At 67.8% G+C, this 20,765-nt stretch carries 22 protein-coding genes; 12 read left to right on the top strand and 10 right to left on the bottom strand.

Annotated features, from left to right (window positions below; genetic code table 11):
- Window position 1 precedes the first annotated feature (1 nt).
- A complete protein-coding gene (locus AB431_RS12970; RefSeq protein WP_047330258.1) occupies window positions 2-1,234 on the bottom strand; it encodes a serine hydrolase domain-containing protein in 1,233 nt (410 codons plus the stop codon).
- 90 nt (window positions 1,235-1,324) lie between these two features.
- Between AB431_RS12970 and AB431_RS12975 the strand changes: the two genes are divergently transcribed.
- Window positions 1,325-2,161: a DUF3097 domain-containing protein gene (locus tag AB431_RS12975; protein ID WP_047330259.1), complete on the top strand. Its 837-nt coding sequence runs from the start codon at window positions 1,325-1,327 to the stop codon at window positions 2,159-2,161.
- A gap of 144 nt (window positions 2,162-2,305) precedes the next feature.
- Window positions 2,306-3,517: an acyl-CoA dehydrogenase family protein gene (locus AB431_RS12980; protein WP_047330260.1), complete on the top strand. Its 1,212-nt coding sequence runs from the start codon at window positions 2,306-2,308 to the stop codon at window positions 3,515-3,517.
- Here the strand turns inward: AB431_RS12980 and AB431_RS12985 are convergent, their stop codons facing one another.
- Genes AB431_RS12985 through AB431_RS12995 form a run of 3 tightly spaced genes read right to left on the bottom strand, consistent with a single transcriptional unit; the run spans window position 3,518 to window position 5,632 of the window.
- Window positions 3,518-4,294 (bottom strand): SDR family NAD(P)-dependent oxidoreductase, encoded by a 777-nt coding sequence (locus AB431_RS12985; protein ID WP_047330261.1) that lies wholly within the window; start codon window positions 4,292-4,294, stop codon window positions 3,518-3,520.
- Window positions 4,291-4,767 (bottom strand): nuclear transport factor 2 family protein, encoded by a 477-nt coding sequence (locus AB431_RS12990; RefSeq protein WP_047330262.1) that lies wholly within the window; start codon window positions 4,765-4,767, stop codon window positions 4,291-4,293. The genes AB431_RS12985 and AB431_RS12990 overlap by 4 nt, the downstream gene beginning before the upstream one ends.
- A gap of 10 nt (window positions 4,768-4,777) precedes the next feature.
- Entirely contained in the window at window positions 4,778-5,632 is an 855-nt protein-coding gene (locus tag AB431_RS12995; RefSeq protein WP_047330263.1) for an LLM class F420-dependent oxidoreductase, read from the bottom strand.
- A 105-nt stretch (window positions 5,633-5,737) separates the two neighbouring features.
- On the opposite strand from AB431_RS12995, the gene AB431_RS13000 reads away from it, so the two are divergent.
- Window positions 5,738-6,463: an IclR family transcriptional regulator gene (locus AB431_RS13000; protein ID WP_047333381.1), complete on the top strand. Its 726-nt coding sequence runs from the start codon at window positions 5,738-5,740 to the stop codon at window positions 6,461-6,463.
- Between the two features lie 80 nt (window positions 6,464-6,543).
- Entirely contained in the window at window positions 6,544-7,428 is an 885-nt protein-coding gene (locus tag AB431_RS13005; protein ID WP_047330264.1) for a hypothetical protein, read from the top strand.
- Here AB431_RS13005 and AB431_RS31565 read toward each other — a convergent pair.
- The 3 genes from AB431_RS31565 to AB431_RS13015 all read right to left on the bottom strand — a co-directional run bounded on the left by AB431_RS31565 (window position 7,425) and on the right by AB431_RS13015 (window position 9,622).
- A complete protein-coding gene (locus AB431_RS31565; RefSeq protein WP_369803066.1) occupies window positions 7,425-8,018 on the bottom strand; it encodes a DUF222 domain-containing protein in 594 nt (197 codons plus the stop codon). The genes AB431_RS13005 and AB431_RS31565 overlap by 4 nt on opposite strands.
- The gene (locus AB431_RS31570) at window positions 7,954-8,685 is read right to left on the bottom strand and encodes a DUF222 domain-containing protein (protein ID WP_369803033.1); all 732 of its coding nucleotides are present in this window, start codon (window positions 8,683-8,685) and stop codon (window positions 7,954-7,956) included. Before AB431_RS31570 ends, AB431_RS31565 begins: the two co-directional genes overlap by 65 nt.
- 148 nt (window positions 8,686-8,833) lie before the next feature.
- Complete coding sequence (locus AB431_RS13015; protein ID WP_047330265.1) at window positions 8,834-9,622, bottom strand: SDR family oxidoreductase; 789 nt, start codon at window positions 9,620-9,622, stop codon at window positions 8,834-8,836.
- Window positions 9,623-9,718: 96 nt separating this feature from the next.
- Between AB431_RS13015 and AB431_RS13020 the strand changes: the two genes are divergently transcribed.
- Window positions 9,719-10,300: a TetR family transcriptional regulator gene (locus tag AB431_RS13020; RefSeq protein WP_047333382.1), complete on the top strand. Its 582-nt coding sequence runs from the start codon at window positions 9,719-9,721 to the stop codon at window positions 10,298-10,300.
- On the opposite strand, the gene AB431_RS13025 is transcribed toward AB431_RS13020, so the two are convergent.
- Window positions 10,277-11,146, bottom strand: a complete 870-nt coding sequence (locus AB431_RS13025; protein WP_047333383.1) for a DMT family transporter — start codon at window positions 11,144-11,146, stop codon at window positions 10,277-10,279. The genes AB431_RS13020 and AB431_RS13025 overlap by 24 nt on opposite strands.
- A 35-nt stretch (window positions 11,147-11,181) precedes the next feature.
- Between AB431_RS13025 and AB431_RS13030 the strand changes: the two genes are divergently transcribed.
- The gene (locus AB431_RS13030) at window positions 11,182-12,519 is read left to right on the top strand and encodes a replication-associated recombination protein A (RefSeq protein ID WP_047330266.1); all 1,338 of its coding nucleotides are present in this window, start codon (window positions 11,182-11,184) and stop codon (window positions 12,517-12,519) included.
- A 21-nt stretch (window positions 12,520-12,540) separates the two neighbouring features.
- Window positions 12,541-13,626 (top strand): methyltransferase, encoded by a 1,086-nt coding sequence (locus AB431_RS13035; protein ID WP_047330267.1) that lies wholly within the window; start codon window positions 12,541-12,543, stop codon window positions 13,624-13,626.
- Here the strand turns inward: AB431_RS13035 and AB431_RS13040 are convergent.
- Together AB431_RS13040 and AB431_RS13045 are read right to left on the bottom strand one after the other, a co-directional pair.
- Window positions 13,598-14,260 (bottom strand): hypothetical protein, encoded by a 663-nt coding sequence (locus AB431_RS13040; protein ID WP_047330268.1) that lies wholly within the window; start codon window positions 14,258-14,260, stop codon window positions 13,598-13,600. The two genes, AB431_RS13035 and AB431_RS13040, sit on opposite strands and share 29 nt — an antisense overlap.
- Before the next feature lie 56 nt (window positions 14,261-14,316).
- Entirely contained in the window at window positions 14,317-14,937 is a 621-nt protein-coding gene (locus AB431_RS13045) for an antibiotic biosynthesis monooxygenase (protein WP_047330269.1), read from the bottom strand.
- A gap of 128 nt (window positions 14,938-15,065) precedes the next feature.
- Here AB431_RS13045 and AB431_RS13050 point away from each other — a divergent pair, with 128 nt between their 5' ends.
- The 5 genes from AB431_RS13050 to AB431_RS13070 all read left to right on the top strand — a co-directional run bounded on the left by AB431_RS13050 (window position 15,066) and on the right by AB431_RS13070 (window position 20,762).
- Window positions 15,066-15,455, top strand: a complete 390-nt coding sequence (locus AB431_RS13050; protein WP_200902766.1) for a secondary thiamine-phosphate synthase enzyme YjbQ — start codon at window positions 15,066-15,068, stop codon at window positions 15,453-15,455.
- A 73-nt stretch (window positions 15,456-15,528) separates the two neighbouring features.
- Complete coding sequence (gene alaS / locus AB431_RS13055; RefSeq protein ID WP_047330271.1) at window positions 15,529-18,237, top strand: alanine--tRNA ligase; 2,709 nt, start codon at window positions 15,529-15,531, stop codon at window positions 18,235-18,237.
- A gap of 5 nt (window positions 18,238-18,242) precedes the next feature.
- Window positions 18,243-18,740: a Holliday junction resolvase RuvX gene (gene ruvX / locus AB431_RS13060; RefSeq protein WP_047330272.1), complete on the top strand. Its 498-nt coding sequence runs from the start codon at window positions 18,243-18,245 to the stop codon at window positions 18,738-18,740.
- The gene (gene mltG / locus AB431_RS13065; protein ID WP_047330273.1) at window positions 18,733-19,962 is read left to right on the top strand and encodes an endolytic transglycosylase MltG; all 1,230 of its coding nucleotides are present in this window, start codon (window positions 18,733-18,735) and stop codon (window positions 19,960-19,962) included. The genes ruvX and mltG overlap by 8 nt, the downstream gene beginning before the upstream one ends.
- A complete protein-coding gene (locus AB431_RS13070; RefSeq protein WP_047330274.1) occupies window positions 19,962-20,762 on the top strand; it encodes a shikimate dehydrogenase in 801 nt (266 codons plus the stop codon). Before mltG ends, AB431_RS13070 begins: the two co-directional genes overlap by 1 nt.
- Window positions 20,763-20,765 lie beyond the last annotated feature (3 nt).

Raw genomic sequence — 20,765 nt, forward strand, 5'->3', positions numbered from 1 at the left:
CCTAAGTCTGCGGCCGTGCGCCGAGTACGTCACGGAACACCGCCTGGCGCAGCGCGAGCTCGCGCGGGTCGCTGTAGAGGTGAAAGCCCAGCCTATTCATCACGTAGGCAAAGCCGACTCCGGTGTCGGGGTCGGCGAAACCGAACGAGCCACCGAAACCCGGTGTGCCGAAAGCCTTGTCGGATGATCCGAACACGACGAAGGGCATCGGCTTCGCGAAGCCCAGCGAAAAGGCGGTGTCGACGTTGAGCACCCTGTCCCGAATACCCCTGCTGGGCAGGATCGGCGGCGCAGCCAGTGCGGACACGGTGTCGGCGTTCAGGCCTATCTGGCTACCTCCGGCCGCGGCGAGCCCATAGAGCTTCGCAACCGATCGGGCGGTGCCGATCCCGTTGCTCGAGGGCATCTCGACCGAACGGACATCGTCACGGTTGTATGCGCCATCCCACGGGCTGACATCGACCGGAATTCCGGTGCTTCGTGCGGCCAGGCCGACCGGGTTGAGGGCGGCCCTGGCGAAGCCGGCAGGCATATCGCGAAGGTGAAGCAGTGGCTCAGCCCGCTTCCACTGGTGGAGCGTGGCGACGCGGTCCCGGCTGATGTGACCGGGCAATCCGATATGCAGATCCAACTCCAGGGGCGCTGCGATCTCCTCGGCCAGGAACCGGCCCACCGTCCGGCCTTTCGGGTCGGTGCGCCGGATCAGCTCCGACTGGTACCAGCCCAGCGTGATCGCGTGATATCCGTGCCGAGTGCCCGGCGGCCACGCCGGTGCCTGGCGGGCCAGCATCGGTGCCAGCCGGTCCGGGTCGGCGATGTCGGCGAGCGTCGGCCCCGGAGTCAGCGCACACACCCCGGCCTGGTGGGCCAACAGCTGGCGCACGGTCACCTCACCCTTGCCGGCCTGAGCGAATTCCGGCCAGTAGTCGGCGACTCTGGCGTCGTAGGACAGCAGACCCTTCGATACCGCCACCGCGAAGGCCAGCGCGGTGACGCCCTTCGTCGTGGAGAACATGTTGACCATCGTGTCGGCCTGCCACGGCGCCTTGGTGAGCCCGTTTCGGTATCCGCCCCACAGGTCGACAACCTTGACGCCGTCGCGATACACCGCCACCGCGGCACCGATTTCCTTGCCGGACGCCAGGTTCGCGCGGAACGCGTCGGCCACCTTGCCATAGCCCTCGTCGACGTCGCCGCCCATCATGTCCGGCGGCACCGCAACCTTCAGCACCATCGAAATCCCCGTCCTCGATTGTCGGAGAGGATAAGCCGACGCACCGCGCGGCACGGCCGGATTGGCGGCGATGGCCCCTACGATCGCCGGGTGGCTGATCGCTATGGTGCCGACGTACTGGCCAACAATCCGCACAACGCGAACCGAATCCGCTCCACCGAGCAGGCCGTCGAATTGGGGATGGTGGTGGAGGACCCGCAGTCCGGATTCGTCGGCGCGGTCGTGGGTGTCGAGGGGTCTCGGGTGGAGTTGGAGGACCGCAAGGGCCGGCGACGGGTGTTCCCGCTCGGGCCAGGCTTTCTCTTCGAGGGCAAGCCGGTGATCCTGATGGGGATTCGGTCAGCGCCGGCGGCGACGCAACGCACTAAATCCGGCTCGGTGAAGGTCGCCGATGCACGAGCCAAGGTCGCGCTGGCCAGCCGGATCTACGTCGAGGGTCGCCACGACGCCGAGCTTGTCGAGCAGGTGTGGGGCGACGACCTCCGGGTCGAGGGCGTCGTCGTCGAGTATCTCGGCGGCGTCGACGACCTTGCCGGGATCGTGGCGGAGTTTCGGCCGGGGCCGGGCCGGCGGTTGGGCGTTCTGGTCGACCACCTGGTGGCCGGCTCGAAGGAAGCCCGCATCGCCGAGGACGTCCGGCGCGGGCCGGGTGGCGAGCACACCCTGGTCGTGGGCCATCCGTATGTCGACATCTGGCAGGCCGTCAAGCCCGGACGGGTGGGGCTGACGGCGTGGCCGTCGATCCCGCGCGACGTCGAATGGAAGCACGGGATTTGTGCGGCACTGAAGTGGCCGCACCGGGATCAGGCCGATATCGCCCGCGCGTGGCAGCGGATCCGCTCATCGGTGCGGGATTGGACCGACCTGGAGCCGGCGCTGATCGGCCGCGTCGAGGAACTCATCGATTTCGTCACGCAACCCGCCTGAGTTGACATGTGACGAATGTCGCAGGACTGATCCCGCCGCATTCGGTGTACAGTCGTTCACTGTACGAGATTTACCGCCGACTGCAGTCTGGCCGTCAAGTGGTGCGGCCGACGCGGTACGACTTGATCCGGAGCCTGCACAGCCATGACTTTCTCCCTTGAACTGCCAGAAGAAGTCGTCCATGTCCGCGACTGGGTACACCAGTTCGCCGCCGACGTGGTGCGACCCGCGGCCGCCGAGTGGGACGAGCGCGAAGAAACCCCCTGGCCGCTGATCCAGGAGGCCGCCAAAGTCGGCCTGTACACCCCCGAACTGTTCGCCGAGATGTCCGCCGAACCCTCCGGCCTCGGGATGATCACGGTGTTCGAGGAGCTGTTCTGGGGTGACGCCGGTATCGCCCTGTCCATCCTGGGCACCGGGCTGGCCGCCGCGGCGCTGGCCGCCAACGGCACCCCCGAGCAGCTCGGCCACTGGCTGCCCGAGATGTTCGGCACGCCTGGCGATCCGCATCTCGCCGCGTTCTGCTCCTCGGAACCCGGCGCGGGCTCCGACGTCGGTGCGGTCCGCACCCGCGCCCGCTACGAGGAAGCCACCGACGAATGGGTGCTTGACGGCACCAAGACCTGGGCCACCAACGGCGGGATCGCCAACGTCCACATCGTGGTCGCCTCCGTGCACCCCGAGCTGGGGACCCGGGGTCAGGCCACGTTCATCATCCCGCCGAACACGCCCGGCTTCTCGCAGGGACAGAAGTTCAAGAAGCACGGCATCCGCGCCTCGCACACTGCCGAGGTGGTGCTCGACAACGTGCGCCTGCCCGGCAATCTGATCCTGGGCGGAATGGAGAAATTCGAGCAGCGAGTCGCCCGCGCCCGGGAGGGCAAGCGCACCTCCGGGCAGGCCGCGATGGCGACCTTTGAGCGCACCCGTCCTGCCGTGGGTGCGATGGCGCTGGGTGTGGCCCGGGCCGCCTACGAGTACGCCCTCGAATATGCCTGCCAGCGTGAGCAATTCGGTCGTCCGATCGGTGACTTCCAGGGCACGGGTTTCAAGCTGGCGGACATGAAGAGCCGTATCGACGCCTCCCGGCTGCTGATCTGGCGTGCCGGCTGGATGATGCGCAACAACAAGCCGTTTGCCTCGGCGGAGGGCTCGATGGCCAAGCTGTTCGCCAGCGAAACCGCGGTGTACGTCACCGACGAGGCGATCCAGATCCTCGGCGGCAACGGCTACACCCGCGACTACCCGGTCGAGCGGATGCACCGCGATGCGAAGATCTTCACGATTTTCGAAGGCACCAGCGAGATTCAGCGACTGGTGATCGCGCGGGCGTTGACGGGTCTGCCGCTGCGTTGACTAGTCGCCGAGGTCGGGCGCCCAGGCCACGCCGTTGATGTGGCCGCCACCGTCGGCGAACAGCGTATTGCCGGTGAGATAGCGCGACCCCTCGCTGGCCAAGAACACTGCGACCGGGGCGATGTCGTCATACGGGTCGCCCATCCTGCCCATCGGGTTCGCGGCATCGGCGATAGCCTCGATCTCGGGGTGCTGCGCAGCCACGGCCAGGAAGGCCTGGCTCTTGGCGGCTGGGCAGATCGCGTTGACGGTCACCCCGGTCGGCGCCCATTCCCGCGCGGCGGTGCGAGTGAGTGTGCGCAGCGCCTCCTTGGCGGCGTTGTACTCCAGCGAGCCGACGTGGGCATTGACGCCGTTGAGGCTGCACATGTTGATCACCCGGCCCCAGCCGCGTCCCTTCATGTGGCCGAAGGCCGCCCGCATCGCCCAGAACGGGCCGTAATAGCCGACGGCGAGGCCGTGCGCGAGTTCCTCGTCGGTCTTGCTCTCCACCCGTCCGATGCCGCCGCCACCCCAGGCGTTGTTCACCAGGACGTCGATGGAGCCGTATTTGGAAATCGCTGCGGTGACGGCGTTCTCCACCTGGTCCCGCTTCGAGACGTCGGTGGCGACGAACAGTCCGCCGATCTCGTCTGCCACTGAAGTTCCCGTCGCGGAATCGAATTCGGCCACCACGACGCGGGCGCCTTCGTCGGCGAATTTCCGGGCGATACCCGCACCGATTCCGGCGCCGGCACCGGTGACCAGCGCGACCTTGCCCTCCAGTGCACCGCTCACCGGGCGAATCCTGCCGCAATCAGCGCAAAAGCCTGACCGCTGCCGTCGAGCTGGCGGGCGGTGCGGCTGACGATCTCCCAGCCGCTTCCGGTCCGCCGGAGCCGGATCAGGTGCACGCCCGCGCGGGCGACGGCGAAGCCACGGGACTCGCGGCGCACCAGCAGCATGGACTGGCAGATCGCGACAGCCGTATCGCCGTCGATGGTCACCGCGGGCGGCCCGAAGAAATGACAGCAGCCGCGGGCGATCAAGCCCTGGTGCTCCTCGGAACGCACCATGGCGGCGACATCGTCGCGGCTGGACATCTGCCAGTCGCCGGTGTCGTAGCCGCCGTCGACGGCCCAGAGCGCGGCAACGGCGTCGGGGTCACCGGAGTCGACGAGTGGGCCGTAGGAGGCGATGAGCCGGGCGACATCACGTTCATCCTCAAGGGCTTTGAGGCGTCGCTCGAGGTCCTGCAGGGTGTCGCTCACGGTTTCCTCTCTACAGTTCGCCGGACAGGTCCTTCAATGCGGCGAGCTGGTCGCAATAGTGGTCGGGTGAGCCGGCGCTCACCGAGCAGGTGACAGCGGTGGCTCCGATGTCACGTAAAGCGTTGAGACGCTTGGCGGTTCGATCGTGGTCGGCGATCGGGTCGACGGCGCGGCCGGTCGACAGCACGACCTCGAAGTCGGGCGGGAGGTCTTCTTTGGCGAGCATCGCCTCGATCTCGGCGGCGGTCAGGCCGAACGGTATCCAACCGTCGGCCAGGCGCACCGCCCGGCGCAGCGACCGCAGCGTGCGTCCGCCGACCCAGATCGGCACCCGCTCCTGTACGGCGCAGGGCTCGACGGCGAAACCGTCGAACTCGTAGTGGCTGCCCCGGTAGGACGGCCTGGTGGTGGACAGCGACGCGCGCAGCGCGCGGATGGCGTCCTCGGCGCGCTCGCCGCGGCCGTCGAATTCCGCACCGAGGAGTTCGAATTCCTCTTCCAACGATCCGACGCCGACGCCGAGCACCAAACGCCCTTCACTGAGGCGGTCCAGCGTGCCGAACCGCTTGGCGATGTCCAGCGGGTGGTGATAGCCGAGCACCACCACCGACGTCGTCAGCGAGATGCAGGTGGTGTGGGCGGCCAGAAAGCCGAATGTCGAGAGCGGATCCCAATACGTCAGCCCGCGCTGGCCGCCTTCGCCGACGGGGACGGCGATGTGTTCGGCACAGGTGAGGTGATCGAAGCCCAGCTCGTCGGCGGTGCGGGCGATCCGCGCGAGGTCGGCGACTCCGGCGTTGATCTCCCACTCGGAGGACACGCCGGGCAGTTGCATCACCATCGGCGTCGACAGTCCGATCCGCACAGTGCTGTTCTAACCGGCGCCACACCGCCCGAATGCTTGCGTCCCGGTCATCGAGACCGCTACGGTGCGGTAGAACGAATTCTCCCCAAGCGGACAGGAGTGCTGATGACCGCGGCTCTGACCGACACTGCGCCGGCCTCGATGCTCGACCGGTTCACGGCCATCATCGACGCTTTTGAAGACACGTCCGCAGGTCTCACCCTCGACCAGATCGCGGCGCGGGCGCATCTGCCGCGCTCGACCACGCACCGCATTCTCGATCAGCTGGTGCGGCTGCAGTGGCTGACCCATTCGGGCCGCGGTTACCGGCTCGGGGCGCGCACCTCGGCCTGGGGCGCCGGCGACAGTGCCGATGCCCGGCTGCGTTCGGTCGCGGCACCGGTGCTGCACGAGATTCAGGTGCGAACCGGTGCCGTGGTGCACCTCGGCCTGCTGGACCGGGGCGAGGTCATTCACCTGGACAAGCTGGGCGGGCCGTCGGCGCGGCAGGTCCCGACGTCGGTCGGACTGCGGATTCCGGCGCATCGGGTGTCATTGGGTGTCGCCGCGCTGGCCGGGCTGTCGCCCGAGGACGTGGTCGCCGAATTGAGCTACGTCCAGGACTGGGAGCCCGACGCGGCGTGGTGGGGCGAGCTGCACAAGGTCCGCCGTCGGGTCGTCGTGCGCCACGGCGACTATGCCGGCCCGATGGTGTCGCTGGCGGCGACGGTCGGCTCCCGCGCGGCGATCGGACTCGTCACCTCCGACCGGGTGCTCGCGCAGCGATGTCAGCCACTGCTTGCGGCGTCCGCGGCACGGATCGCCCGTGCGCTGGCGGGCACGAACAACTGACTCGCGTCGTACTTCCCGCTTTCGATAAACCGGTGTAATTTACGTACACGTCTATTGGTGGCGCTTCGGGGGAGGCAGTCATGGGGGTTGGAATCCGTCGGTTGGGCAGCGCCGGCGTGGCGTTGACGGCAGCATGCGCGATCGTTGTATCGCCGGTGGTTCCGGCTGACGAGGCTTTGGCGGTCTCGCCGCCCATTGTCTCGGCCGTGAATTTGGCCGCAGCGCAGAGCCCCATCGCGGTATACGGCGATCTGCTCGATCAGACTGTCATGAACGCGACGGCCGTGCTCACGCGACTGGTGAAAGACCCCACGCCGATTCTGACGAACATCGCGACCAATCAGATCGAGCATGTGAAATGGCTCGGCGAGTCGGCTTTCATGGGATTTTGGATCGGTGCCTATGGTGGCGCTCTGGGTCTGATCAGCGGGAGGCCTGACGTCTTCCCGGTCGCAATTGCCTACTTCGTCGGCTCAGAGATGACGCGTGCGTCGCAACGAATCGGCACGGCGGTCAATGACAATCTCGCGGCGGTTGCAGCGCAGTTGCCTGCGGCGGGTTCGGTCATCGACGGCGCGCTCACCACTCCGTTGCTGGCCGCCGGCGACGGTGCCCACGCGATCGCTGATGACATCGCCGAGGCGGTGAAGTCCCACGATCTGGTCTCTCTAACCCACGCGATCGTCGATGCCCCGGCTGTCATGGTGAATGCGATCGTGAACGGTCGGTGCGGCGTGACAAGCTGCGCGCATCCGGGTCTGCTCACTCCGGAAACCGGAAGCATTGCTTCGGTATTGGCATTCCGGGATTCGATCGCAGGCGCCATCAAACCGTTCACCGGTGTCACGCCTGGCTCGCCAGGGGCTGTCGACAGCGCGAGGAAGGCCGCCACCACTTCCCCGGCGGGTGGCCACAGCGCTCGAAAAGCCAGTGCCTCAGCGCATTCCAAGCGTGCTGCGCATTAGCCGCCCTCGACGCTCTTCGGGAGGAAACGTTCTGGATGGTGGTAGGTGTTGGTGCCTGCTGCTAGTGGGAGTTGTGGTGGTGGGATCCATTCGGTGTCGCCGTTGGCGAGTTTGCGGGTTTTCCAGCCTTGGTCGAGGAGTCGGTGATCGGCGGGGCAGGCCAGGGTGAGCTTGTCGATGTTGGTCAGCCCGCCGTTGGCCCATTCGTCGACGTGGTGGACTTCGGTCAGGTAGCCGGGTGCGTCGCAGCCGGGGCGGGTGCAGCCGCGTTCCTTGTTGTGCAGCATGATTCGTTGGTCTGGTGAGGCCACGCGTTTGGTGCGGCCCAGCCACAGTGCCCGCCCGTCCACGCCGTCGTACAGGGCCAGGTAGTGGTAGGAGTGGCTGGCCATCTGGATCAGGTCGGGGATCGGCAGCAGCGTTCCGGTGGCCGTGACGGCGTGCCCGGTCTTGGACTGCAGGTCCTGCAGGGTGGCCGAGGCGATCACGGTCACCGGTAACCCGTTGTGCTGTCCCAACGCCGGGTCACCGAGCTGGCCGCGCACCAATGCCGTCAGCGCATCGTGTTGACGTTGGGCGTGGCTGCGCACGTCGTGCTCGGTGACCTCCTCGGACGGGGTGAGGGTGGGCGTTTGGTCGGCCGGGTTGCACACCCCGGGTGCGGCGAATTTCGTGAACCAGGCATCGAGCATGGACCGCAGCTGCGGGTCGGCGATCAGCCTGCCCACGCTCATGCCGTCGACCTGTTGGCCGCCGCACCAGACGAACCCACGCTTGCGGGCGCGGTCGTCCTAGGAAGAACGTGCCGTCGGGATTGAGGTGCAACGCCAACCGTTGGGCGATCTTTTCCACTTGATCGGGCCGCAGATTCACCGCGTGCTCGGCGAGTGTGCGTTCCGCCTTCTCCATCTCCACCGCTGGGACGTGGTCGGGTAGGTCGCGGAAGAACTTCTGAATCACCCGCAGATGCTCGCCATCCAGTTTCCCGGCATGCCAGGCCTTCGAGGTGTCCGGCAGCAGCGGCGGCAGCGGCTCACCGGTCAACGCCCGCCGCGGCGCCACCTGCTCGGCATCCCGGATCCGCCGTTTGGCCTCCCGCGGACTGATCCGCAACACATCGGCCAGCGTGATCGGAACCGGCGGACAACCCTCGACCTGCTCCAAACGAGAGATCAATGCGTGAGAGACCGCGACCTGCTGGCGCCGTAACGTCTCCCACTCCTCGAGCCGCAAAACGATCAGCAGGGGAAAGTTCATCGAAATCGACTGCAGCCAAGGACTCGAGGTACCGACCCCGCGCCTCCCTCATGACATCGACCGCACTCACACTTCGAACACTAGTGCGAACCACCGACAAAACGGGGCTTCGAACCCGATCTGTGGACGAACCCGAGAGTGGGGATAACTACGTCAAGCCCATCAGCTTCTGCATCATCCGGTGCGCGCCGGCGACCACCTTCGTGCGGTCCGGATCATTGCGCCGCGCAACATCTTCGGCGTTTCCGCCCGCGACGAAGACCGGGCCGTTGGGCAGCTGTTCGAGGCCCTCACGCGCGACGTCGGCCGGGTCGGCCACCCGCATGCCGGGCACGTCGAAGTTCAAGCCCACCCGCTCCATCGCGGGCGTTCGCGTCACGCCGAGCACCAGCTCCAGCACGTCGACGCCGTAGTCGCGCAACTCGAGCCATAGTCCCTCGGCGAAGATTCGGCCGTAAGCCTTAACCCCGCCGTATACCGTGTGGCGCACCGAGCCGAGATAACCCGACATCGAGCCGACCAGCAGGATGCCGCCGCGGCGCCGGTCGCGCATCAGCCGGCCGTAATGCTGGGTCAGCGCCATCATCGTGGTGATGTTGAGGTCGATCACCCGCTGAAAATCCGCGAGCTCGGCGTCCAGGAACTCCGCGCTGCAGGTGTTCGCGCCCGCGTTGTAGATGAACAGTCCGACCTCGAGTCCGTCGGTCAGCGAGGTCAACTCGGCCACCGCGTCACCGGCGACGAGATCCGTTGCCACGGTGCGTACTTCGACGCCCAGCGCGCGGCACGCAGCGGCGGTAGCGGTCAGTGGCTCCGGTTTTCGGGCCACCAGAACGAGATTGACGCCCGCGCCGGCGAGCAGGCGGGCGAATTCAGCACCCACGCCCTCAGAACCGCCGGCGATCACCGCCCAGGGGCCGTACTTCTGGTAGGACACCCACCGATCCTCACGCCTGCCGCCCCCGGCGGTGACGTGCGTCCCGCTGATCGGTACCGCTGCGCGGTCGCACAGCTGATACCCGATACTGAGGACGTGCCGCGGATCGGAGAGCCCCGGGCGCCGGCCCGCCCGGCGACCGATGACCAGGAGAATCGCCGCGGCGCCATCCTGTCTGCGGCCGCGCGGCTCGGATCCGCGAAGGAGATCGACCGAATCCAAGCCCAGGAGATCGCCGCCGACGCCGGCGTCGCCCTGCGCACCCTCTACCGCTACTACCCGTCCAAGCATCATGTGTTCGCCGCGGTCCTCGACGACCAGGTGTCGCGGTTCCGCCCGCCGCCGCCCAGCGGCAACGCCGCCGACGACATCGCCGGCCTGATGGTCGCCGCTTGTCGAAACCTGTTGCGCCACAGGCATCTAGCACACGCGATGATCACCTCAACCCAGATCGTCCGCGCTCAGGCCGACGCGCCCGACGACCCCACCCTGCGCGATCTCATCCTCAAGATCGCCGGCGTCGACAACCCGACCGACGAACAGCTGCGCCGGTCGCGGCTGGTGCAGCAGGCCGCCTTCGGCATTCTCACCTGGACCGTCGGCGGGGCGCTGCGCCCCGAGGACGCGCTGGCCGACGTCGACGTGGCCTGCCGGCTACTCGTTGGCGACGTCTTCTGACGTCACCCGGCTCGCGAGCACCGAGCCGGTCAGGATCAGCACCAGCCCGGCGATGTGGAACCAGGTCAGCGGTTCGCGCAGTAGCACCACACCGGCGACCAGCGCGACCGCCGGGTTGACGTAGGTGAACAGCAGCGCCCGGGTGGCACCCACCTCCCGGATCAGCGCGAAGAACACCACGAACGCCAGCGCTGTGCAGATGCCCGCCAATGCCGCGATCGCCGCGTACGCGTGACCCGTGAGCCCGTGCGATGGCCACGTGAATGCGGCCGGGGTCAGATACACCAGTGCCGCCAGGCCCAGGCACGCCGACGTCAACGCGGGGCCGGGCACGTCGGCCAGATAGCGTGCGGCGATCAACGGCGCGATCGCGTAACACGTCGCGGTCAGCAGCACCTCGATCACCGGCCACGCACCGCCCGCCGACAGCCCCGGCCCGGCCAGCACCGCGACACCGGCCAATCCGATGCCGAGACCGGCTACGCGCAACGGCCCCAGCCGCTCACCGCCGGTCAGCCGATCCAGCACCGCCGCGATGATCGGCGCGGCGGCGATCAGCAGCCCGGTCAGCGAGCTCGTGAGGTGGCGCTCGGCGTCCGACAACAGCAGCCAGGCCGCGATCATCTCGAAGAACGCGAACGCCGCCGCCGCCTTCCAGTGGCGGCGCAGCAGCCGGCGGTTCTCCCGCGACACCGCCAGCGGCAACAGCAGCACCGCACCGACCGCCGAGCGGGTGAACACCAACACCGGCACCGAGACTTCGTCGACGGCCACCTTGATCAACAGATACGGGATGCCCCAGATGATGCTCATCGCGGCGAACAGGGCCCAGCCGCGCGCAGTCACGACGACCACATTACGAACGTGGTAAGTCTGGGGGCGTGTCCGACAGCCTGTTCGATGTGCCCGGCGACGCCGATGGTGCAGTTCCGGGGGCGCCGGCGTCGGCTCCACTTGCGGTGCGGATGCGTCCGGCGAGCCTGGATGAGGTCGTCGGACAGGAGAACCTGCTGCGGCAAGGCTCGCCGCTGAGGAGGCTCGTCGAAGGCTCGGGCGCGGCGTCGGTGATTCTCTACGGCCCACCCGGCACCGGCAAGACCACGCTGGCATCGCTGGTGTCCCAGGCCACCGGGCGGCGCTTCGAGGCGCTTTCGGCGCTGAGCGCGGGCGTCAAGGAAGTGCGCGCCGTCATCGACAACGCCCGTCGCGCCGCGGCCTACGGCGAGCAGACCGTGCTCTTCATCGACGAGGTGCACCGCTTCTCCAAAACTCAGCAGGACGCCCTGCTCGCGGCGGTGGAAAACCGGGTTGTGCTGCTGGTGGCCGCCACCACCGAGAACCCGTCGTTCTCGGTCGTCGCGCCGCTGCTGTCCCGCTCGCTCATCCTGCAGCTGCAGCCGTTGACCGCCGACAACATTCGCACCGTGGTGCTGCGCGCCATCGAAGACCCCCGTGGGCTGAACGGGGCCGTCATTGTCGACGACGACGCCGTGGATCTGGTGGTGCAACTGTCCGCAGGCGACGCCCGCAGGGCATTGACCGCGCTGGAGGTGGCCTCCGAAACAGTGGTGGCAAGCGGCGGCCGTATCACCGTCGAGACCATTGAGCAGTCGCTGGACAAAGCCGCCGTCCGCTATGACCGTGACGGCGACCAGCACTACGACGTGATCAGTGCGTTCATCAAGTCCATCCGCGGCTCCGACGTCGACGCCGCGTTGCACTATCTGGCGCGGATGCTGGTCGCGGGGGAGGACCCCCGATTCGTGGCGCGCCGGCTGATGATCCTCGCCAGTGAGGACATCGGGATGGCCGACCCGTCGGCATTGCAGACCGCGGTCGCGGCAGCGCAGACGGTCCAGCTGATCGGCATGCCGGAGGCGCAGCTGACGCTCGCGCACGCGACCGTGCATCTGGCCACGGCGCCGAAATCCAATGCGGTCACCACCGCGCTCGGCGCCGCGATGAGCGACATTCGCAGCGGTAAGGCGGGTTTGGTGCCGGCCCATCTGCGCGACGGGCACTACGCGGGGGCGGCCAAGCTCGGCAACGCCGTCGGCTACCGATACCCACATGACGATCCTGACGGCGTTGTGCCGCAACAGTATCCGCCTGACGAGGTGGTGGGCGTCGACTACTATAAGCCGACCAACCACGGCGCCGAGCGCGAGATCGCCAGCCGCCTTGATAAGTTGCGGGCCATCATCCGCCGCAAGCGCTGATTCCCGAGAGGACGAAAACCCATGTCGGACAAGGTCCCGCCCGCCCGCGTGGTGCGGCTCGTCGAAAACGTGCGAAGCGGGCTGTCACGATTGAGCCGGCGCCTGGTGCCGCCCCCGATCGAGATGCTCGAGTTGATGTTGGGAACCTGGGTATCCCAGGCCATCCAGGTGGCGTGCGCACTCGGTGTCGCCGACGCACTGGCCGACGGTCCGCTACCGGCAGCCACCCTCGCGCAGCGAGTCGGCGCCGACCCCGACGGCGTGGACCGGTTGATGCGGGCACTGGTCAGCCGCGGCGTGTTCCGCAGGCATCGCGACGGCCGCTACGGGCTCAACGCGCTCGCCGAGACGTTGCAGACCGACGCGGCCGGCTCGTTGCGCGCCGCCGCATTGTTCTACGGATCCCGGCAGCAGCGCGAGCACTGGACCCACCTGCTCGACGCGGTCACCACCGGTAAGCCCGTCGTCGAGTCCCTGCGCGGCAAGGAATTCTTCGAATATCTCGGCGATGACCACGAATTCGCCGAGTTGTTCAACAACGCGATGACCGGCATCTCGCAAATGACGGTGCAGCCGGTGGTCGCCGGCTACGACTTCAGCCGGTACCGGACGATCGTGGACGTTGGCGGCGGCCACGGTCGGCTGCTCGCGGCGATCCTGGCCGCCACCCCGACGGCGCGCGGCGTGCTCTACGACATGCCCGACGTCGTCGCCGAAGCTCCGAAGCTGCTCGCCGAGTTCGGGCTCACCGAGCGGGTGGACGTTGAGGGCGGCTCGTTCTTCGAGTCGGTGCCCGGCGGCGGCGATGCCTACGTGCTGAAGCACATCATTCACGATTGGGCCGACGAGCAGGCGCTGGCGATCCTGCGCAATGTCCGGGCCGCGATCAAGCCGGGGGCGACCCTGCTGCTTCTCGAGTTCGTCATTCCCGATCACGACGGCGACTTCATCGGCAAGTGGGTCGATCTCGAGATGCTGCTGGTCGCCGGCGGCCGGGAACGCACTGCCGAGCAGTACCGTGCGTTGCTCGCCGAGGCCGGCTTCTCCATGACCGCTGTGGTGGAGACCGCAGCCCCGATCAGCGTCGTGGAGGCGAGACCGGTCTGACGTCGCCACGGGCGGATTGTGCGCGCCGGCGGATGCCACGCAGCATTCCGCGCTCCATCACGAAATGCACAATGTCGAAAGCGCTCTGTCCCACCGAACCGCCACTGCCGCGCGCCAGCAGCCGGGTCTGTCGTCCCTGCGGGATCAGGTAGAAAGCCCACGAGCCGGATGCCTTCTCACCGCGGAGCACCCGCTGGTAGTCCGGCGGCGACATCAGCACCAGATGCGACATCGGTTCGACTTCCGCGACGACCTGTCGGCCGGCATGGCCATAGCGCTGCGCCAGCCACACGGTGTCGCCGGCCTGCAACTTTTGCCATTGCGGGTGAATGACGTCGGCATTCCTTATTCGCGCACCGACCAGCCGTTCGAGGACGTCGTAACTGTAGAAACCGCCGCGATCCTCGCCGATCTGGACCAGCCAGGGCCAGACCTCCTCGACGGGGGCATCGATGGTGATGGCGCGAGTCGTGCGGCGTCCCGGTGACACCAGACTGTCTCCCGGAAGCTCCGCGGCGACCTCCTGGGCCGTGGCTCCCCAGGTGTAAATCTTCGGCCGCATCACCCAGCGGTACACCCCGGCGATGCCGGCCAGCGCCATTCCCGCCGCCAAGGCCGGTCTCTGCTTGCCCATGATCCGAGAAGCTAGCGCCGGCCCGGGCCCATGGGGCAGAGCCTTAAGTCACCCCTCTAGGCCATTTCCGGCACTCGCAGCCGCGCGATCGCCAGGTCGAATTCGCCCACATCAAGCTGATCGGCACCCAGATCCCGCAGTAAAGCGGTCCGCAATGACCTGGCCGCGTCGCGGCTGCGCTCCATCGCGTCCCTGCTGTCGTAGGTCGTCGACACCACCGCCCGACCCGAGTCCCTGTCACACATCATGCTGGTGCTGCAGAACCCGTCGAGCTGCTCGATCTCCGGTAGCACGGTCGTCTTGTAGAACTCGACGGCCTGGTCGAACTGGTCGGGCCTCATCTGAAGCCACGTGGCGCGGACGCAGGCGCCCTCACCAGAGCGGTGATCGCGGTGCAGCGCCGCGATCTGCCATTCGTCCACCGTTGCGGTGGCTCCGAGGACCTGGGCGGCCCGGTCGCGAAACAGCCGGACCTCCGAGGAGCTGGCCTGCATTGCGGTGCTGTCCTCCCAGGCGGTGGTGACGATGCACCGGCCCGATTCACGGTCGGTCAGAAGTGACATGCCCACACATCCGGTCATGCCCTGCAACGCCGGCATCACCTCGTCGCGGAACACCGCGATTCCGGCCTCAACGGATTCCGGGCGCGCGGCAAACGTAGTAGAGCGTGCGTGCACTCCTCCACCCCCTTCGACTCGGGGCAGCGCCCCGGTGGCGCCACCGGCACTGTTCACCTTCCTCCACCCGATATGAGCTCGCACCGGTTTCGCCGAGGTCCGTAGGCTTGGGATTTGTGGATACCGACGTGCTCGACATCGACAGCTCGCGGCGGCGGATCGTCGACCTCACCGACGAGGCGCGGTCGTTCTGCCGTGGCCGCGGTGACGGACTTCTCAACGTGTTCGTTCCGCACGCCACCGCCGGCGTGGCGGTCATCGAGACCGGAGCCGGCTCCGACGACGACCTGCTCGACACCCTCGAACGCCTGCTGCCGCGCGACGAGCGCTACCGGCACTCGCACGGTTCGCCGGGGCACGGGGCCGATCACGTCATGCCGGCGATCGTCGCGCCGTCGGTGACGGTCCCGGTGGCCGACGGCAAGCCGTTGCTGGGCACCTGGCAGAGCATCGTGCTGGTCGACCTGAACCGGGACAATCCGCGCAGATCGGTTCGGCTGAGCTTCGTCGGCGGCTGACGCCAAACGCGCCCGGTAATGTGGTGCGGTCGAAGCGTCCGTCGAGCCGCACCTAAGAACGCAAGGAAACCCAGTGCAGACACACGAGATCAGGAAGCGATTCCTGGATCACTTCGTGCAAGCAGGCCACACCGAGGTGCCGAGTGCCTCGGTGATCCTCGATGACCCGAACCTGCTGTTCGTCAACGCGGGCATGGTGCAGTTCGTGCCGTTCTTCCTCGGGCAGCGCACCCCGCCGTACGCGACGGCCACCAGCATCCAGAAGTGCATCCGCACGCCCGACATCGACGAGGTCGGGATCACCACCCGTCACAACACCTTCTTTCAGATGGCGGGCAACTTCTCGTTCGGCGACTATTTCAAGCGCGGGGCGATCGAGCTGGCGTGGACGCTGCTGACCAAGCCGGTCGAGCAGGGTGGCTACGGGTTCGATCCGGAACGGTTGTGGGCGACGGTCTTCTACGACGACGACGAGGCCGTGCAGCTGTGGCAGGAGGTCGCCGGCCTGCCGATCGAGCGGATCCAGCGTCGCGGCATGGCCGACAACTACTGGTCGATGGGCATCCCCGGCCCCTGCGGGCCGTGCTCGGAGATCTACTACGACCGCGGACCCGAGTACGGCGTCGAGGGCGGCCCGGAAGCCGACGAGAACCGCTTCATCGAGATCTGGAATCTCGTGTTCATGCAGAACGAGCGCGGCGAGGGCACCAGCAAGGACGACTTCGAGATTCTGGGGCCGTTGCCGCGCAAGAACATCGACACCGGCATGGGTGTGGAGCGCATCGCCTGTCTGCTCCAGAACGTGGACAACGTCTACGAGACCGACCTGCTGCGCCCCGTCATCGACAAGGTGGCGCAATACGCGCCCCGCGGGTACGGCCAGGGTTCACACGACGACGATGTCCGCTACCGGGTGATCGCCGACCACAGCCGCACCGCGGCGATCATCATCGGCGACGGCGTCACCCCCGGCAACGAGGGGCGCGGCTACGTGCTGCGCCGGCTGCTGCGGCGCATCATTCGCGCCGCCAAGCTGCTCGGTGTCGAACAGCCGATCATGGCGGAGTTGATGGTCACCGTGCGCGACGCGATGGGTCCGTCGTATCCGGAACTGGCGAGCGATTTCGACCGGATCCAGCGCATCGCGGTGGCCGAGGAGACCGCGTTCAACCGGACGCTGGCGTCGGGCTCGAAATTGTTCGAAGAGGCCGCTGCCGCAACAAAATCCGCAGGCAAGAGCGTGCTGGGCGGCTCGGAAGCGTTCACCCTGCACGACACCTACGGGTTCCCGATCGAGCTGACGCTGGAGATGGCGGCCGAGGCCGGACTGAGTGTCGACGAGCTCGGTTTCCGTGAGCTGATGGCCGAGCAGCGCCGCCGCGCCAAGGCGGATGCCGCGGCCCGCAAGCACGCCCACGCCGACCTGTCGGCATTCCGCGAGCTGGTCGACGCCGGGCCGACGGAGTTCACTGGCTTCGACGAATTGACCTCTGAGGCAAAGGTTCTCGGTATCTTCGTCGACGGCAAGCGGGTGCCGGTGGTTGCACATCATCCGCGCGTGCATTCCGAAACGCCGCCCCCGGAGCGCGTCGAGATCGTGCTGGACCGTACCCCGCTCTACGCCGAGTCCGGCGGACAGATCGCCGATGCCGGCTGGATCAGCGGCACGGGCGGCAGCGGTGCGGCCAAGGCAGCCGTCACCGATGTGCAGAAGATCGCCAAGACGCTGTGGGTGCACCGGGTCAACGTCGAGTCCGGCGAGTTCGTCGAGGGCGACACCGTCACCGCCGCTGTTGACCCGCAGTGGCGCCACGGCGCCACCCAGGGCCACTCCGGCACTCACATGGTGCACGCCGCACTGCGACAGGTGTTGGGGCCCAACGCCGTCCAGGCGGGTTCGCTGAATCGTCCGGGTTATCTGCGGTTCGACTTCAACTACCAGGGTTCGTTGAGCGACGAGCAGCGGGCTCAGGTCGAGGAAGTCACCAACGAGGCTGTACAGGCGGACTTCGAGGTGCACACCTTCAACGAGAAGCTGGAGAAAGCCAAGGCGATGGGCGCCATGGCGATGTTCGGCGAGTCGTACCCCGACGAGGTCCGGGTGGTCGAGATCGGCGGGCCGTTCTCGCTGGAACTCTGCGGCGGCACCCACGTGCACAACTCGGCGCAGATCGGTCCGGTCACGATCCTCGGTGAGTCGTCGGTCGGCTCCGGGGTGCGCCGCGTCGAGGCCTACGTCGGACTGGACTCGTTCCGCCACCTCGCCAAGGAACGCGCGCTGATGGCCGGTCTGGCCTCGTCGCTGAAGGTGCCCTCCGACGAGGTGCCGGCCCGGGTGGCCACCCTCGTCGAGAAGCTCAAGGCCGCCGAGAAGGAACTCGACCGGGTCCGGCTGGCCACCGCACGCGCTGCCGCGGCGAACGCCGCCGCGGGAGCAGAGCAGGTGGGTAAGGTCCGTCTCGTGGCGCAGCGGATGTCGGCCGGGATGAACGCCGGTGATCTGCGCTCCCTGGTCGGCGACATCCGCGGCAAGATGGGCTCTGAGCCCGCGGTGGTGGTGCTCATCAGCGAAGGTGACGAAGGAACGGTTCCGTTCGTGGTCGCCACCAACCCGGCTGCGCAGGACGCGGGGCTCCGCGCCAACGACCTGATCAAGCAGATTGCGTCGGCGGTCGACGGGCGAGGCGGCGGCAAGGCTGATCTGGCGCAGGGATCCGGGAAGAACCCGGCTGGAATCGATGCGGCACTGGGGGCGGTTCGCGCAGAGATCGCGCGGAGCTAGCGTCCGTGCTCTCCGCACAGAACCGTGTGCCCGACCGGCCCGGCGCAGACGATCCCGGGCGCGGGCGTCGGCTCGGTGTCGACGTGGGCACGGTGCGGATCGGCGTGGCCCTCAGCGACCCGGACGGCATCCTGGCCACCCCGGTGGAGACGGTGCGGCGGGAACGGACCGGCAAGCATCTGCGGCGGCTCGCCGCCCTGGTCGCTGAACATGACATCGTCGAGGTGGTGGTCGGACTGCCCCGCACGCTCGCCGACCGGGCCGGAACATCGGCTCAGGACGCGGTCGAGGTGGCCGATGCGCTGGCCGAGCGGATCGCGCCGGTGCCGGTGCGGCTGGCCGACGAACGATTGACGACGGTGGTCGCCCAGCGGTCGTTGCGGGAGGCCGGCGTGCGGGCCAAGTCCCAGCGCGGGGTGATCGACCAGGCCGCCGCGGTGGGCATCCTCCAGGGCTGGCTTGACCAGCGCCGCGCCATAGCTGCAGGGAGCGACGATGTCTGACGACTACGACGATCGCTCGGGACCGGTGGCGGTCGGTCCGCCGCGGGGCAAGATGAGCCGCCTGGAACGGGTCCGCGCCAAGCGAAACCGCAACCGGCGCAGGATGATCGGGGCCGCGGCAGCGGCCCTGCTGGTTGTGATCGTGGTGGCCGCGGTGTACCTGGGCGCCAAGCTGTTCAGCGGCGACAGCGGGTATGCGGGCGAGGGTAAGGACGACGTCGTCATCCAGGTCCACGATGGCGATTCCACCACCCAGATCGGCCAGACGCTGCGCGACAAGAACGTCATCTCCAACATCAAGGGATTCGTCGACGCGGCCAAGAACAATGACGCGATCGCCGCGATCCAGCCCGGCTATTACACGGTGCGCACCGAGATGTCGGCGTCGGCTGCGGTGGACCGGCTGGCTGACCCACACAACCGGGTGGGCAAGCTGGTGATTCCGGAGGGCCGGCAGCTCGACGACATCACCGAGGTCGGTTCGGGCAAGGTCACCGACGGGATCTTCACCCTGATCTCCAAGTCCACCTGCGTCCCGGCCAACGGTCAGCAGAAGTGCGTCTCGGCCGAGGATCTGCGCCGCGTGGCCGAGCAGGCGCCGCCCGCGTCGTTGAACGTGCCGGAGTGGGCGACCCAACCGGTGACCTCGCTCGGCAAGAACCATCGCCGGCTCGAGGGGCTCATCGCGCCGGGCACCTGGAACGTCGACCCGGCGGCGTCGCCGCAGGAGATTGTCGCCAAGCTGGTCGGCCAGAGTGCCGATCACTACGTCGGCGTGGGGCTGCTGGACACCGCCGCGGCGATGCGGATGTCGCCCTACCAGATCCTGATCGTCGGCTCGCTGGTGCAGCGCGAGGCCAAGCCTCATGACTTCGCGAAGGTCGCTCGGGTGATCTACAACCGGCTGGCCGTGCCGCAGAAGCTGGAATTCGATTCGACGGTGAACTATCCGCTGGACCGCCAGGAAGTGGCCACCACCGACGCCGACCGCGCGCAGGTCACACCGTGGAACACCTATGCGATGGAGGGCCTGCCGGCCACGCCGATCTGCTCACCCGGCCAGGACTCGTTGGCAGCGGCCGAGCGGCCCGAGCCCGGTGACTGGCTGTACTTCGTCACGGTGGACACCGAGGGGACCACCTTGTTCACCCGCGATTATCAGCAGCATCTGGCGAATATCGAGCTGGCCAAGCGCAACGGCGTGCTCGATTCCGCACGCTGATGACTGCGCGTCGGGCGGCGGTGCTCGGGTCGCCCGTTGCGCATTCCAAGTCGCCGCAGCTGCATCTGACGGCCTATCGCGCGCTCGGGCTGACGGACTGGACCTATGAGCGCATCGAGTGCACTGCTGACGAGTTGCCCCCTCTGGTAAAGGGTTTCGGCCCGGAATGGGTCGGGGTGTCGGTGACCATGCCAGGGAAGTTCGCCGCCCTGCAGGTCGCCGACGAGCACACCGAACGCGCTGAGCTGGTCGGCTCGGCCAACACTCTGGTGCGGACCGGCCGCGGCTGGCGCGCCGACAACACCGACATCGACGGGGTCGCCGGCGCGCTGGACCACGTCCGCCATCTGCGGCGCGCGATCGTGCTGGGCTCGGGCGGAACCGCGCCCGCTGCGGTGGTGGCACTGGCCGACCTCGGCGTAACCGAAGTCACGATCGTCGCCCGCAACCGGGACAAAGCCGCGCGGCTGCTGGAGCTGGGTCGCGCGGTCGACATCACTGCTGAGTACTGCGACCTCACCGACGCCGGGCTGCCCGAGGTGGTGGCCACCGCCGACGTCCTGGTGAGCACCATTCCCGCCGACGCCGCGTCCGCCTACGCCGGCGTTTTCGCGGGTGTGCCGGTGTTGCTGGACGCGATCTACGATCCGTGGCCCACTGCGCTGGCCGCGGCTGTGCAGGACGCCGGCGGTGAGGTGATCAGTGGTGTGCAGATGCTGCTGAACCAGGCGTTCAGTCAGGTCGAACAATTCACAGGGCGACCGGCGCCGCGAGAGCAGATGGCGGCCGCGCTGGGTTAACGT

Origin of the sequence: Mycobacterium sp. EPa45 (assembly GCF_001021385.1) — a bacterium.
Taxonomy (GTDB): domain Bacteria; phylum Actinomycetota; class Actinomycetes; order Mycobacteriales; family Mycobacteriaceae; genus Mycobacterium.

What these genes read in the sequence shown, in the direction of transcription:
- AB431_RS12970 (WP_047330258.1), bottom strand. Translation starts at nt 1,234, where the DNA reads ATGGTGCTGAAGGTTGCGGTGCCGCCGGACATGATGGGCGGCGACGTC.
- AB431_RS12980 (WP_047330260.1), top strand. Translation starts at nt 2,306, where the DNA reads ATGACTTTCTCCCTTGAACTGCCAGAAGAAGTCGTCCATGTCCGCGAC.
- AB431_RS13000 (WP_047333381.1), top strand. Translation starts at nt 5,738, where the DNA reads ATGACCGCGGCTCTGACCGACACTGCGCCGGCCTCGATGCTCGACCGG.
- AB431_RS13005 (WP_047330264.1), top strand. Translation starts at nt 6,544, where the DNA reads ATGGGGGTTGGAATCCGTCGGTTGGGCAGCGCCGGCGTGGCGTTGACG.
- AB431_RS31570 (WP_369803033.1), bottom strand. Translation starts at nt 8,685, where the DNA reads ATGAACTTTCCCCTGCTGATCGTTTTGCGGCTCGAGGAGTGGGAGACG.
- AB431_RS13035 (WP_047330267.1), top strand. Translation starts at nt 12,541, where the DNA reads ATGTCGGACAAGGTCCCGCCCGCCCGCGTGGTGCGGCTCGTCGAAAAC.
- AB431_RS13040 (WP_047330268.1), bottom strand. Translation starts at nt 14,260, where the DNA reads ATGGGCAAGCAGAGACCGGCCTTGGCGGCGGGAATGGCGCTGGCCGGC.
- mltG (WP_047330273.1), top strand. Translation starts at nt 18,733, where the DNA reads ATGTCTGACGACTACGACGATCGCTCGGGACCGGTGGCGGTCGGTCCG.
- AB431_RS13070 (WP_047330274.1), top strand. Translation starts at nt 19,962, where the DNA reads ATGACTGCGCGTCGGGCGGCGGTGCTCGGGTCGCCCGTTGCGCATTCC.